Below are 13,210 nucleotides of genomic sequence, written 5' to 3'. Positions count from 1 at the left end.
GAATCTTCAATGGAGGCTTGGCCTCCATTGTTTTTATATCTGTAAGTGTGCTGGAGGGCTCCATGGCTGTAGCTGCCAATAAACGTTCTGTGATGACGCTATTTTCGAGTGCATCTGATATGTATAGTCATCAGGTACGTATTGTTCTAGCGGAAAAAGGTGTCAGTGTTGAAGTAGAATTAGTTGATGAAACCAATCTGCCAGCTGACCTTATTGAGCTAAACCCATATAAGACAGTACCAACGTTAGTTGATCGTGAGCTTGCTCTTTATGACTCAAAGATCATCATGGAATACCTAGATGAGCGTTTCCCTCATCCACCGCTGATGCCTGTTTATCCTGTGGCTCGTGGTAATAGCCGTTTGATGATTTACCGTATTGAGAAAAACTGGTACTCACTGGCTGAGAAAGTCGTGAAGGGTAATGCGGAAGAGTCAGAAGCTGCTCGTAATAAATTACGCAATGATCTGCTTACTCTTGGTCCTGTGTTCGCGGAATACGAATATTTCATGAGTGAAGAGTTTAGCCTCATTGACTGTTATTTAGCTCCATTACTATGGCGCTTACCTATTTTGGGTATTGATCTGATTGGTCCTGGCTCTAAAGAGCTTAAAGTATATATGAATCGTGTTTTTGAGCGTGATTCATTCTTGGCTTCTTTAACAGAAGCTGAACGTGAGATGCGTTTAGTTCGTTAAGGCAGTTTGATGGATATCTCTCAAATGACTCCTCGCCGACCTTATATGCTTAGAGCATTTTATGATTGGCTATTAGAAAATGAATTGACTCCTCATGTTGTTGTGGATGCTACTCTTACAGGTGTACGAGTGCCGATGGAGTTTGTGCAAGATGGACAAATTATCCTTAATCTTGCCCCAAGAGCGATAGGTAACCTTGAGCTTGGTAATGAAGCGATTACGTTCAATGCTCGCTTTGGTGGACGTCCTCATTCGGTCATAGTGCCTTTGTACGCAGTGCAAGCTATCTATGCACGTGAAAACGGTGCAGGTACTATGTTTGAACCTGAAGAGGCCTATATCCCTTATCTAGAAGCGGGCATAACAGAGGAATCTGAACAAGAGCCGATGTTAAGCGTTGCTTCTCAAGAAGATGAGGAATTATTAGAGACTCGAGCACAAGAAACCTCTCGGCCGAAGGGAAAACCAAGCCTAAGAGTTATTAAGTAACTCATTTTCACACATTAAGCAGTCATGATCGAAAAAGCAGCGATATTCGCTGCTTTTTTTCTAAAAAAACAAAGGATAACCGAGGTTATTCGCTGTATTGAAATGCCTTAATCACCTGTTTTACGCCTGATATGTTTCGAGCAATATCACTGGCTAGATTAGCCTGTTCCGCCGAGACATAGCCAAGTAAAAATACTTCTCTATTTTCTGTGATTACTTTGATTTTGATTGTGTTCAGTTCAGAATTGGCCAACAGCGCTGATTTTACTTTAGTCGTAATCCAACTGTCGTTACTGATTTCGCCAATTGATAAAGGCGCTTTTATTCTGACTTGATTATGAATGGTTTTGACCCCTTTTGTCTCACGTGCTTTATTTTCAAACTCATTGAGTAATCCGGAGTTTTCAGCTTGTCCCATCAACACGACAATCCCTTGATAAGAACTGGCCGTAATGCGAGTTTTTCCGTTAAAGGGGGCTTTATTGGCGATACCTGCTACTTCAAATTCGATGTTATTATCATTCCAAATTTCTTGAGTGGTTCGAGGGTCTGTTACTAGGCTCGCTGTTGTTGCCGCGCCAGCAAGGATAACTCCTGCACAACCTGATACAGCAAAGCTCAACAGTAGAATGAGTGAAAGTTTTAATCTATTCATTGTCTATTCTTCATGAGAAGGGAAAAGGACTTGATCAATCAAGTCACATAAGCAGTGTAGGGTGACCATATGAACTTCATGGATTCGAGCCGTCCGCTGCGAGGGGATGCGGATCTCCACATCATTTTCACCTAGAAGACCAGCCATTTCTCCACCGTCTTTGCCTGTGAGAGCGATAATCGTCATATCACGAGTCACAGCCGCTTCCATCGCTTTAATGATGTTTTTGCTGTTACCACTGGTTGAAATAGCCAACAAAACATCACCAGGTTGACCAAATGCACGTACCTGTTTAGAGAATATTTCTTGGTAGTGATAGTCGTTAGCAACTGCGGTTAACGTGGTATTGTCTGCGGTTAATGCAATGGCGGGTAAACTCGGACGTTCAGTTTCAAAACGGTTCAGTAAGCAAGAAGAAAAAAGCTGGGCATTGGCCGAAGAGCCACCATTACCGCAACAGAGAATTTTATGACCGTTAAGTAGCGTTGCCACCATGGCTTGTGCAGCATGCGTGATCGCATGGGGTAGTGCTTCAGCAGCCGCAATTTGAATTTGGATGCTTTCGGTAAAACTGTCTTTAATGCTGTCGAGCATCGTTTATCCTTGAGTTATTGCGTTTTTAATCCACTCAATGTGGTGCACATCTTGGTGGATGGCGATCACATCGAAACGAAAATCGGTGTCATAGGGCGATAGGCCATGTTTCAGTAGCCATAAATTCGCGGTTTTCATCAACTTTGCCATTTTTGCGGTAGTAACCATTTCTGCGGCATGCCCATGACATTGGTTTTTTCTGTATTTAACCTCTACGAACACTAAGGTGTTTTTATCTCGCATAATGAGGTCGATTTCACCGACTTTGGTATTGAAGTTTTGTTCAATAAAAGCCAAACCACAACCTAATAAATAGTGTTTGGCTGCGGTTTCATACTGTTGACCAACTGCGCGGCGACTAAAGAGCGCCATGCACCGCCCAACTGATCTCTCTCTGTACCACGCATTGCTCATCAATACTTAATGTGCCTGTTTTGCCATCGATACTATACCCCTCGACGACCTTCATTTGTGGCAACTCAATCATTAACTGATAAGCATCCATACCTAATGCTTGTAAGCGTCGCTCGCTATTGGAGTTCTTTGGCCACAATTGGTTCATTTCATTATCCAGCATTGAATTGGGATGAATGAGTAATGGAATATCGCTATAAGTTACACCAGAGAGGTCTTCATACTGTGTGTTACCACTGTTACTACGAGAGTTTGAGAACAGTTTAGGTGGCTTAGTGTCAGGGTTAATTGCGACCTCGATAAAGGGTTTAATTAAAGTCAATTCTGCGCTGTTAGCCACGATATAAACCGAATCGATATCACGACGACTGCGGGGCAGGCTTTGCAAATCAATACCCATCAACGCATCCATTTGCGCGATATTTTGTTGGCTATCTTGTAGACCAAATACTGAGTTAATGTTGCGTTGCAATTGACGCTTATCACCAAATAGGTTCACCGATACTTTATTCTTGCTGTATTTTTGCCATTCTGCGTTAAACGCTTCTACTACACGCTGGCCGTAATTACCTTGAGGAGCGAGTATTAAAGGGTATTGATAGCCTTGGCTAAACAGATACTTAGCGGCTTGTTCAACCTCTTGCTCTGGCGAAAGTGCAAGATAGCAAGTGTTAGGATGATCTTCAATTTGGTCTGGAATATTCAACGCCAGCGTAGGGATAGAAGCTAAGCGTGCTTGTTGAAGCTTATGTAGATTCTCGATGTTCTCTTTGATGAGTGGTCCAACAATGAAATCAATGTTTTTTTCAATCAGTTGCTTGTCTATGAGCGCGGCGTCTTCGACATTGGTATCAATCACAGTCAAGGTAGCATTGAGGTCACGGTTACGGTCATTCATCATCGCCATGATAAAGCCATCACGGATCAGTTGAGCTTGCGTGGCAAACTTTCCTGAAAGAGGAAGTAACAACGCGGTGTTAGTGGGCTTGATGATCTCCAGCGCTAAAATATCTTGTATCGCTTTAGGCGTATAACGAGCCGCTGGGTGATTGCTGTTTTCCGCGAGCCATTTTTCGAGCGTATTCTTCAACTGCGGAATATTACTATTGAGCGTTTTCATATATACAGCCAGTTGTAGCCAGCCATCGAGCACGTTTTCGTTAGGCTCTGGATTTAATTGGGTAATTTCACGCTCGCTATAGTGATTGAAATTGAGCCAAATTTGATCAGCAATCGCCTCTTGCTCGGCATCATCAACGTAAGTGCTTAATGCAATAAGCTCCCTACTTGAATCAAAAGGGCGGCTGAGCGCGGTAAAAATATCGGCGCGCATTTGATGGTATTGAGCCCATGTTTCAGGGCTTAGCTTCCACCAAGCCTGAAAATTAAGCTGAGAGAGCGCTTGTGAAAACTGTTCCGCATTACTCAACAACTGCGCCTTAGCCATTTGCCATTCAGCTTGTTGCGCTTCAGAGAGCGACTGTTTGGCTAAGCGCATAATCAACAGTTGCGCTTGTTCGCTGTTGTTTTCGTTAATGGCGGCTTTAAGAGCCATGATCAACCAATCATTTTGCAGTGGACCTTGGCTACTATCTGCTTGCATCAAGTAAGTTTGCGCTGACTTGGTGGGATCTTGCGTAATATCGACTGAGGTGGGCGTCGACGGTGAAGACGAACACGCCGCCAAAGCCATTGCTAATGCAACGGGCGTGAATAAGCGTGGTACACTGAGTCTCGGATGGTTCTTCATAGCCATGAGTTCTTTCGTTATTCCGTGTAAAATTGTCTCTATATTAATCGTTGAAGTGATGGTAAACAAATGACAGATAGCAAAACCTTGCCAGCAGAGATCCCAACTCTCTACATTGTTCCTACGCCAATTGGCAATTTGGGTGATATTACCCAGCGAGCCATTGAAGTACTCTCAAGTGTTGATGTTATCGCTGCGGAAGATACACGCCATACTGGCAGACTTCTCGCTCACTTCAATATCCAGACTAAAACCTTTGCCTTGCATGATCACAACGAACAGCAAAAAGCACAAGTGTTAGTCGATAAATTATTATCAGGGCAATCTATTGCGTTGGTTTCTGATGCAGGAACGCCACTGATCAGTGATCCAGGGTACCATCTTGTCAATCAATGTCGTCAAGCTGGTGTGAGAGTTGTGCCACTTCCGGGCGCCTGTGCTGTGATTACTGCGCTCAGTGCATCAGGCTTGCCTTCTGATCGTTTCAGTTTTGAAGGTTTTTTGCCGCCGAAAAGCAAAGGGCGTAAAGATAAATTCCTAGAGATCGCTAAGGCTGAACGCACCTGTATTTTTTATGAGTCACCACACCGAATTAGCGAATCACTGCAAGATATGTTAGCTATCTTAGGGCCAGATCGTAACGTGGTGCTAGCCCGCGAGCTCACCAAAACCTTCGAGACGATTCAAGGTTTGCCGTTAGGCGAACTGATTAATTGGATTAATGAAGATGAGAACCGCAAGCGTGGTGAAATGGTGTTACTGATCCATGGTTACAGAGAAAGCGTGGACGATAGCTTGCCAGACGAAGCGTTGCGCAGTTTAGCGATTTTGACAAAAGAGCTGCCTCTGAAAAAAGCGGCCGCATTGGCGGCTGAAATTTATAACCTTAAGAAAAATGCCCTTTATAAGTGGGGGCTTGAAAACCTATCTGCTTAATTAGCCAGCGGCATCTTGATGTTTTAAATCGATGGATAATTAAACGCTTAAGCGTGAATTAAACACAGAAGTTGTTTGAGCCTAGACAGTACCTATCTTTCTCTATACAATCCGCCCTCGGAGTTGACTGGGTAGTCGCTGCTTCATTGATGTCCTTTAGCCTTGTGCTGGGGAGACTGATGGAGGGGAGGAAAGTCCGGGCTCCATAGAGCAGGGTGCCAGGTAACGCCTGGGGGGCGAAAGCCTACGACAAGTGCAGCAGAGAGAAGACCGCCGATGGCCCAATTTCTTCGGAATGGGCACAGGTAAGGGTGAAAGGGTGCGGTAAGAGCGCACCGTGCGTCTGGCAACAGTTCGTAGCAAGGTAAACTCCACCCGGAGCAAGACCAAATAGGCTTCCACATTGCGTTGCTCGCGTAAGGAAGCGGGTAGGTTGCTTGAGCCAGTGAGTGATTGCTGGCCTAGAGGAATGGCTACTGCCGCGCAAGCGGAACAGAACCCGGCTTATACGTCAACTCCACCTATTGCAGACCCATCATAACTCTTGCGGTTATGATGGGTTTTTTGCTTTTTATTGACGAAAATTATTTCGTAAGCACTAAACTTAGCGCAATATCACGTGATGCCAACGTCAAGTGGTAGCGATGCGGCGTTAAATCAGTAAACTGAATACTTGCGCCGTAGCCGATTGCTATATTTCAGCTTTAGCCCGATGAGAAAACGATGACTGAACCTTTTCAACACATTTCTGTACTACTGAATGAATCCATTGATGGCCTTGCTATCAAACCAGACGGTATTTATATCGACGGCACGTTTGGCCGTGGTGGTCATAGTCGTACAATTCTCTCTAAGTTGGGTGACAATGGTCGTCTGTACAGCATAGATCGCGATCCACAAGCGATTGCTGAAGCTGGAAAAATTAACGACCCGCGTTTTACTATCATTCATGGCCCATTCTCTGGCATGGCACAATACGCTGAGCGCTACGATCTGGTCGGGAAAGTGGATGGAGTACTACTTGATTTAGGCGTTTCCTCGCCGCAGTTGGACGATGCCGAGCGCGGTTTTAGTTTCATGAAAGATGGCCCGCTTGATATGCGTATGGACCCGACGTCGGGGATCCCTGTCTCGCAGTGGCTTGCGCAAGCCGATTTGGACGACATTACTTGGGTGATTCGTGAATTTGGTGAAGACAAGCATGCGCGCCGTATTGCCAAAGCGATTGTCGCTTACCGTGAAGACGATGAAAAAGAGCCTCTGACGCGCACCAGTCAATTGGCTAAACTGATTTCAGAAGCTGCGCCGAAAAGCTTTAAAGAGAAAAAACACCCGGCTACGCGCTCATTTCAAGCATTTCGTATCTATATCAATAGTGAATTAGAAGAGATCGACACTGCATTAAAAGGCGCAGCTAAGATCTTAGCCCCACAAGGGCGCTTATCGGTGATCAGTTTCCATTCGCTTGAAGATCGCATGGTCAAACGCTTTATTCGTAAAGAGAGTAAAGGCCCAGAGGTTCCACATGGTTTGCCGTTAACAGAAATACAAATTCAGGCATTGGGCTCAGCCAATTTAAAACCAGTTGGGAAAGCGATTATGCCAACTAAAGAAGAGGTGGAACTCAATCCCCGTTCACGCAGCTCAGTATTACGAGTTGCTGAAAAACTGTAGTCCATGTCTAAGTCGCCGCCTAACTTAACCAAACTGATTGCACTTGACCTGTTTACGGTGGGTCGAGTGCCGCTTATTTTGTTAATGTTAATTTTTGCCAGTGCGATGGGAGTGGTGTTTATTACCCATCATTCTAGGCAGGCGATTTCAGAAAAAGATCAAACCTTAGTTGAGCGCGAGCGGCTCGATAATGAATGGCGTAACCTCATTCTTGAGGAAACGGCCCTCGCAGAACATAGCCGCGTGCAGAATCTTGCCAAACAAGAGCTGGAAATGAAGCGACCTGATTCTGATAAAGAAGTGGTGATTACGCTCAAATGAAAAAAAACAAAGACAAAGCCCAAGCGGCACCTCGTCAAGAAAAAGCGACATCTCCTATTTTGATCCGTTGGCGATTCTATCTCATCCTCTTTTTTGTATTCGTTACTTTCGCTTTATTGGTTGGGCGCGTTGCCTTTATCCAAATTATCGAACCGGATAATTTGATCCGCGAAGGGGATATGCGCTCTGTCCGAGCCAAAACCTTGCCATCGGCACGCGGAATCATTTCAGATCGTAATGGTGAACCTCTCGCAGTCAGTGTTCCTGTCGATGCAGTATGGGCTGATCCTGTGGCTATTTTTAAAGCCGGCGGCTTAGTTGAACGTGAACGTTGGTACGCACTGGCTGATGTGTTAGGCATTAAGCGCAGTGAGCTGCTGAAAAAAATTGAAGAGAACCAAACCCGCCGTTTTATCTATTTGCAGCGTCAAGTGAGCCCTGCAATGGCCAATTATATTCGCGAACTTAAATTAGCGGGTGTGGGGCTCAAGGCCGAATCTCGCCGTTACTATCCAGCTGGTGAGGCGAGTGCGCACTTAATTGGTGTGACGGGCATCGATGGCCACGGTTTAGAAGGGGTTGAGCGCAGCTATGATAAATGGCTGACGGGGGAAGCTGGCAAACAGGTGATCCGCAAAGATCGGTATGGCCGAGTGGTGGAAAATATCTCGCTTGAAGAGCGTGAAGAGGGCAAGCCACTGGCGTTGACCATTGACCAACGTTTGCAAGCGATCGCCTTTCGTGCGGTCAAGCAAGCTGTGGCGGACTATCGTGCCACTTCGGCATCGGCGATTTTGCTCGACGTGAAAACGGGTGCAGTATTAGCGATGGTTAACGCCCCCTCATACAACCCCAATAACCGTTCCGATTGGCAAAGTTTTAAAATGCGTAACCGCGTGATCACGGACGCCTTTGAACCGGGCTCAACTGTCAAACCTTTTGTAGTATTGGCCGCGCTTGAAAATGGCGTTGCGAATGACAAAACGGTGATTGATACAGGGAATGGCATCATGCAAATCGGTGGTAGTCGAGTGCGTGATACCTCAAAAGTCGGCAAAGCCGATTTAACCTTAATTCTGAAAAAATCGAGTAACATCGGAGTGGCTAAGCTGGCGCTTGAAATGCCTCTCGAAGCTCTATTAGGTATGTATACCTCTGTAGGGCTTGGTGAAATGTCCGGTTTAAACCTCGTCGGTGAGACTTTGGGTATTTTCCCGAATCGCCGCCGTTGGTCACCGTTTGAAATTGCCACCTTGGCATTTGGCTATGGTTTGTCAATTACCCCCATTCAGTTGGCTCATGCTTATGCCACTTTAGGCAATTTAGGTCAGTACCAACCAATCCATATTATTGACAGCAACCAGCAAGATTTATCACGCCAAGTGGTTGATAAAACTAATGCTAAGAAAGTGTTGGAAATGTTAGAAACCGTTACCCAACCCGGTGGCACAGCAACTCAAGCCGCGGTTCCGGGCTATCGTATTGCGGCCAAGTCAGGCACTTCGCGCAAAGCGATTGCCGGCGGTTATGGTGATGAATATTTTGCTTACACGGCAGGAGTGGCTCCAGTGAGCGACCCTCGAGTCTCGTTAGTGGTGATGGTGAATGAACCTCAAGGTGACTTATATTATGGCGGCTCCGTTGCCGGCCCTGTCTTTGCCGAAATAATGAAAGGAGCGTTGCAGATCCTCAATGTCGCTCCTGATGAAAATCGATTCCAAAAATAATTAAGAGAGAAGCACAATGACGCCGAGTATGTGTTTACAAGATCTCATCGCCCCTTGGCTTGACCTCGATGGCCATTCTATTTCAACGTTGTCGGTGACTCGTTTAGTGCTCGATAGCCGTAAAATATCACCCAATGATACCTTTATTGCAGTGGTCGGCCATGCCATCGACGGAAGGCAGTTTATTGATAACGCCACTCAAGCTGGGGCGAATCTGGTATTGGCTCAAGCGTGTGGGCAGCATCCGCATGGCAGTATGACTACCGTCAATGGCGTGTTAGTGATTTACCTTGCTGATCTAAACCAACATCTATCTCAACTGGCATCGCGGCTTTATCGTTCGAAGACCAACACGTTGATTGGGGTTACGGGAACCAACGGTAAAACCACCATTACTCAATTAATTGCGCAGTGGATTGACTTGTTGGGCGAGAAAGCGGCGGTGCTGGGTACGACGGGGAATGGTTTTCTTAACCATTTACAGCCTGCCGCCAATACCACAGGTAATGCCATTGAGGTCCAAGAAACACTCTATCAATTAGCGCAGCAGGGCGCTCGCTATACTGCGCTGGAAGTCTCTTCGCACGGATTAGTTCAAGGGCGAGTTCAAGCATTGAAGTTCGCTGTGGGCGTGTTTTCTAACTTAAGCCGCGATCATCTCGATTATCATGGCACCATGGAAGAGTACGCCAAAGCAAAGCTCTCCTTATTTACCGCTCATCACTGCCAACACGCTGTCATTAATGCCGACGATGCGGTGGGTGCGAGTTGGTTAGCACAGCTGAAAGCACCGATTGCCGTCTCTTTAAAACAGCAACCGCAATGCGCTAAAGCGCTGTGGGCGAGCTCGGTCTCTTACAGTGATAATGGTATTTCATTAACCTTCGACGGCTACTATGGTCAAGGTGAATTGAGCGTGCCGTTAATTGGCGAATTTAACGCCAGCAATCTTCTACTCGCTTTTGCCGCTATGCTGACTTTAGGTTTTGATAAACAAGCCTTGATGACAACGGCTTCTCAGCTGCAGCCAGTCTTAGGGCGAATGGAGCTCTTTCAAGCGCCAAATCGTGCGAAGATCGTCGTCGATTATGCACACACGCCTGATGCTTTGGAAAAAGCACTGTTGGCACTTCGCGTTCATTGCCAAGGTCAGCTATGGGCGATTTTTGGTTGTGGTGGCGACCGTGATAAAGGCAAACGTCCGATGATGGCCGAAATTGCAGAGCGCTGCGCCGATAAGATCATTTTGGCCGACGATAACCCTCGTAGCGAAAAACCGGCAGACATTGTACAAGATATGGTGGCAGGGCTTGAGTTTGCAAGTCGCGCACACGTTGAACACAATCGTTACGCTGCCGTGCAATACGCCCTGCAACATGCTGATCAGCAAGACATCATTTTATTGGCAGGTAAAGGGCATGAAGATTATCAAGTGATGGCCCATCAAACTATTCACTATTCGGATCGCGAAACGGCGCAAACCTTACTGGAGATAAGTGCATGATAGAAGTCTCTTTACAGCAATTGACGCACGTTTTGCATGCACAATTGGTTGGTTGTGATGTCACCGTGTCTGAGGTCTCGACCGACACACGTCAAATCAAACCCGGTGCGCTCTTTGTTGCCTTGGTCGGTGATAAATTTGATGCTCATGAGTTTGCTGTACAAGCGGTTGCGTCTGGTGCAAAGGCGTTATTGGTTCAGCGCCCTTTGACGGTTTCGGTTCCTCAACTGGTGGTTACCGACACCAAACTGGCGTTAGGCCAGCTTGGCGCTTGGGTTCACCAACAGTGTCAAACACCGACTGCTGCGATTACAGGCAGTTGCGGTAAAACCACAGTCAAAGAGATGGTGGCAAATATTTTATCAGCCAAAGGGCGCGTGCTCTTTACTGCTGGCAATTTTAATAATGATATCGGCGTGCCGCTCACTCTGCTTCGCTCTGATCTTAATGATGCGTATGCGGTGATTGAGTTAGGGGCGAACCATATTGGTGAAATTGCTTATACCACCTCTTTAGTGAAGCCGGATGTCGCATTAGTGAACAATGTTGCCGCGGCGCATCTGGAAGGTTTTGGCTCAATTGAGGGCGTAAAACAGGCGAAAGGTGAAATTTATCAAGGCCTTGCTTCAGGTGCGACAGCCATTATTAATTTAGAAAGCCACGGTGGTGAGCGGTGGAGCGCTATTTTAGCGGACAAAACCGTTAAAACCTTTTCCAGCCGTCAAATGGCAGATTTTTACGCCCGTGGTATTAGGCTTAACGAACAAGGTGAAGCTCAGTTTGAAATGATCACACCCGTCGGTCATATTGACATTGGGCTCAATATTGTGGGTGAACATAACGTTTCCAATGCGTTGGCGGCGGCGGCATTAGCCATTGAGTTGGGTGCAAATCTTGAAGAGGTGCAGTACGGACTTGCGCATCTAGCTCAGGTGAAAGGGCGTGTTGATGTCACCCAATTGAGCACGACTGTGAAACTGATTGATGACAGTTACAATGCCAGTGTTCCAGCGATGAAAGCGGCGGTTGATCTACTTAACACTTTCTCTGCAAGGCGTTGGTTAATTTTAGGTAATATGGCTGAGTTGGGCGATGAAAGCCTTGCACTTCATCGTCAAGTCGGTGAACATGCTGCACCATTCCAGTTTGACTATGTCCTTACTTACGGTCGCGATGCAAAAGTGATCAGTGACCTATGCCATGGCCTCCATTTTGAAAGCCATGCGGACATGATTGCTTATATCGAGCAGCAATTATCACAATTCGATCAAGAGTCTCATACCTTACTTGTCAAAGGTGCAAACAGTGCGGGTATGAGTAAAATTGTGGCTGCTCTAAAGGAGAAATACTCATGATTATTTGGCTCGCGGATCTACTCCAGCCATACTTCTCTTTTTTTCGTCTGTTCGAATATCTCTCATTTCGGGCCATCGTCAGTATTTTAACCGCACTTGCTCTGTCGTTATGGATGGGGCCGCGCTTGATTAAACGTTTGCAACTACTGCAAATTGGTCAAGTAGTGCGGAACGACGGCCCAGAATCACATTTTAGTAAGCGCGGTACGCCAACCATGGGCGGAGTGATGATCCTCGCCTCTATCATTACTACCGTACTGCTGTGGACAGATCTCTCAAACCCTTACGTGTGGGCTGTACTCGCGGTGCTGCTTGGCTATGGCGTAGTCGGTTTTGTGGATGATTATCGCAAAGTGGTGCGTAAAAACAGTGATGGATTGATCGCGCGCTGGAAATACTTTTGGCAGTCGGCCATTGCGTTGATAGTGGCGTTTGCTCTCTATGCGCATGGCAACGATACCGCAGCTACTCAGCTTGTGGTGCCTTTCTTTAAAGATGTGATGCCGCAACTGGGCTTGCTCTACATTGTGCTGACCTATTTTGTCATCGTCGGAACCAGTAACGCGGTGAACTTAACCGATGGTCTGGACGGTTTAGCCATCATGCCGACTGTTTTGGTTGCTGCCGGTTTTGCTGTGATTGCATGGGCAACTGGGAACGTCAATTTCGCCAGTTATCTGCATATTCCTTATGTTCCTTATGCCTCAGAGCTAGTGGTGGTGTGTACTGCAATTGTGGGGGCCGGTTTAGGTTTTCTGTGGTTCAACACTTATCCTGCGCAAGTCTTTATGGGCGATGTGGGTTCACTCGCTTTAGGCGGTGCACTCGGTACAATTGCAGTGTTGGTTCGTCAAGAGTTTGTGTTAGTGATCATGGGCGGCGTGTTTGTGATGGAAACCTTGTCGGTGATTTTACAAGTCGGTTCCTACAAATTGCGTGGTCAACGTATTTTCCGGATGGCCCCTATCCATCACCACTATGAATTGAAAGGTTGGCCAGAACCACGCGTGATCGTCCGTTTTTGGATTATCTCAATTGTGTTGGTGTTAGTGGGTTTGGCTACACTAAAAGTGCGCTAGTGATAGAGCAAAAC

13 protein-coding genes and 1 other RNA gene are annotated in these 13,210 nt (G+C 46.4%); 10 read left to right on the top strand and 4 right to left on the bottom strand.

Annotated features, from left to right (window positions below):
* The first annotated feature begins 62 nt into the window (after positions 1-62).
* Positions 63-698: a stringent starvation protein SspA gene (gene sspA / locus AACQ79_RS07070; protein ID WP_026027272.1), complete on the top strand. Its 636-nt coding sequence runs from the start codon at positions 63-65 to the stop codon at positions 696-698.
* A gap of 9 nt (positions 699-707) precedes the next feature.
* The gene (gene sspB, locus AACQ79_RS07065; protein WP_026027949.1) at positions 708-1,187 is read left to right on the top strand and encodes a ClpXP protease specificity-enhancing factor; all 480 of its coding nucleotides are present in this window, start codon (positions 708-710) and stop codon (positions 1,185-1,187) included.
* An 85-nt stretch (positions 1,188-1,272) separates the two neighbouring features.
* Here sspB and AACQ79_RS07060 read toward each other — a convergent pair whose 3' ends face one another.
* From AACQ79_RS07060 to AACQ79_RS07045, 4 genes are read right to left on the bottom strand one after another with little or no spacing between them, the layout of a single operon-like run.
* A complete protein-coding gene (locus tag AACQ79_RS07060; RefSeq protein WP_017042658.1) occupies positions 1,273-1,842 on the bottom strand; it encodes a BON domain-containing protein in 570 nt (189 codons plus the stop codon).
* A gap of 3 nt (positions 1,843-1,845) precedes the next feature.
* Positions 1,846-2,436, bottom strand: coding sequence for a phosphoheptose isomerase (locus AACQ79_RS07055; RefSeq protein ID WP_010318025.1), 591 nt, complete (start codon positions 2,434-2,436; stop codon positions 1,846-1,848).
* A gap of 3 nt (positions 2,437-2,439) precedes the next feature.
* Positions 2,440-2,808, bottom strand: a complete 369-nt coding sequence (locus AACQ79_RS07050) for a YraN family protein (RefSeq protein ID WP_017046509.1) — start codon at positions 2,806-2,808, stop codon at positions 2,440-2,442.
* Entirely contained in the window at positions 2,795-4,600 is a 1,806-nt protein-coding gene (locus tag AACQ79_RS07045) for a penicillin-binding protein activator (RefSeq protein ID WP_170898905.1), read from the bottom strand. The genes AACQ79_RS07050 and AACQ79_RS07045 overlap by 14 nt, the downstream gene beginning before the upstream one ends.
* A gap of 69 nt (positions 4,601-4,669) precedes the next feature.
* On the opposite strand from AACQ79_RS07045, the gene rsmI reads away from it, so the two are divergent.
* The 8 genes from rsmI to mraY all read left to right on the top strand — a co-directional run bounded on the left by rsmI (position 4,670) and on the right by mraY (position 13,196).
* On the top strand, positions 4,670-5,536 hold the full coding sequence (gene rsmI / locus AACQ79_RS07040) for a 16S rRNA (cytidine(1402)-2'-O)-methyltransferase (RefSeq protein ID WP_013856074.1): 867 nt from the start codon (positions 4,670-4,672) through the stop codon (positions 5,534-5,536).
* A gap of 119 nt (positions 5,537-5,655) precedes the next feature.
* Positions 5,656-6,059: RNase P RNA component class A (rnpB, locus tag AACQ79_RS07035), an RNA gene on the top strand.
* Positions 6,060-6,259: 200 nt separating this feature from the next.
* A complete protein-coding gene (gene rsmH / locus AACQ79_RS07030; protein WP_010318016.1) occupies positions 6,260-7,210 on the top strand; it encodes a 16S rRNA (cytosine(1402)-N(4))-methyltransferase RsmH in 951 nt (316 codons plus the stop codon).
* 3 nt (positions 7,211-7,213) lie between these two features.
* Positions 7,214-7,531, top strand: coding sequence for a cell division protein FtsL (gene ftsL, locus AACQ79_RS07025; RefSeq protein WP_010318013.1), 318 nt, complete (start codon positions 7,214-7,216; stop codon positions 7,529-7,531).
* The gene (locus tag AACQ79_RS07020) at positions 7,528-9,258 is read left to right on the top strand and encodes a penicillin-binding transpeptidase domain-containing protein (protein WP_094147960.1); all 1,731 of its coding nucleotides are present in this window, start codon (positions 7,528-7,530) and stop codon (positions 9,256-9,258) included. The genes ftsL and AACQ79_RS07020 overlap by 4 nt, the downstream gene beginning before the upstream one ends.
* Positions 9,259-9,274: 16 nt before the next feature.
* Positions 9,275-10,762, top strand: coding sequence for a UDP-N-acetylmuramoyl-L-alanyl-D-glutamate--2,6-diaminopimelate ligase (murE, locus tag AACQ79_RS07015; protein WP_170898878.1), 1,488 nt, complete (start codon positions 9,275-9,277; stop codon positions 10,760-10,762).
* Positions 10,759-12,117, top strand: coding sequence for a UDP-N-acetylmuramoyl-tripeptide--D-alanyl-D-alanine ligase (locus AACQ79_RS07010; protein ID WP_170898877.1), 1,359 nt, complete (start codon positions 10,759-10,761; stop codon positions 12,115-12,117). The genes murE and AACQ79_RS07010 overlap by 4 nt, the downstream gene beginning before the upstream one ends.
* The gene (mraY, locus tag AACQ79_RS07005) at positions 12,114-13,196 is read left to right on the top strand and encodes a phospho-N-acetylmuramoyl-pentapeptide-transferase (protein WP_013856079.1); all 1,083 of its coding nucleotides are present in this window, start codon (positions 12,114-12,116) and stop codon (positions 13,194-13,196) included. Before AACQ79_RS07010 ends, mraY begins: the two co-directional genes overlap by 4 nt.
* The last annotated feature ends 14 nt before the right edge of the window (positions 13,197-13,210 follow it).

Source organism: Vibrio sp. 3-2(1), assembly GCF_963887575.1.
Taxonomy (GTDB): Bacteria; Pseudomonadota; Gammaproteobacteria; order Enterobacterales; family Vibrionaceae; genus Vibrio; species Vibrio anguillarum.
The sequence above is the reverse complement of the archived record's forward strand: the minus strand, read 5'-3'. Positions and strand labels throughout refer to the sequence as shown.

Excerpts from the sequence above, each read along its gene's own strand:
- AACQ79_RS07055 (WP_010318025.1), bottom strand. The coding sequence starts at position 2,436 with ATGCTCGACAGCATTAAAGACAGTTTTACCGAAAGCATCCAAATTCAA.
- mraY (WP_013856079.1), top strand. The coding sequence starts at position 12,114 with ATGATTATTTGGCTCGCGGATCTACTCCAGCCATACTTCTCTTTTTTT.
- AACQ79_RS07050 (WP_017046509.1), bottom strand. The coding sequence starts at position 2,808 with ATGGCGCTCTTTAGTCGCCGCGCAGTTGGTCAACAGTATGAAACCGCA.
- AACQ79_RS07020 (WP_094147960.1), top strand. The coding sequence starts at position 7,528 with ATGAAAAAAAACAAAGACAAAGCCCAAGCGGCACCTCGTCAAGAAAAA.
- rsmI (WP_013856074.1), top strand. The coding sequence starts at position 4,670 with ATGACAGATAGCAAAACCTTGCCAGCAGAGATCCCAACTCTCTACATT.
- ftsL (WP_010318013.1), top strand. The coding sequence starts at position 7,214 with ATGTCTAAGTCGCCGCCTAACTTAACCAAACTGATTGCACTTGACCTG.
- sspA (WP_026027272.1), top strand. The coding sequence starts at position 63 with ATGGCTGTAGCTGCCAATAAACGTTCTGTGATGACGCTATTTTCGAGT.
- rsmH (WP_010318016.1), top strand. The coding sequence starts at position 6,260 with ATGACTGAACCTTTTCAACACATTTCTGTACTACTGAATGAATCCATT.
- murE (WP_170898878.1), top strand. The coding sequence starts at position 9,275 with ATGACGCCGAGTATGTGTTTACAAGATCTCATCGCCCCTTGGCTTGAC.
- sspB (WP_026027949.1), top strand. The coding sequence starts at position 708 with ATGGATATCTCTCAAATGACTCCTCGCCGACCTTATATGCTTAGAGCA.
- AACQ79_RS07060 (WP_017042658.1), bottom strand. The coding sequence starts at position 1,842 with ATGAATAGATTAAAACTTTCACTCATTCTACTGTTGAGCTTTGCTGTA.
- AACQ79_RS07045 (WP_170898905.1), bottom strand. The coding sequence starts at position 4,600 with ATGAAGAACCATCCGAGACTCAGTGTACCACGCTTATTCACGCCCGTT.
- AACQ79_RS07010 (WP_170898877.1), top strand. The coding sequence starts at position 10,759 with ATGATAGAAGTCTCTTTACAGCAATTGACGCACGTTTTGCATGCACAA.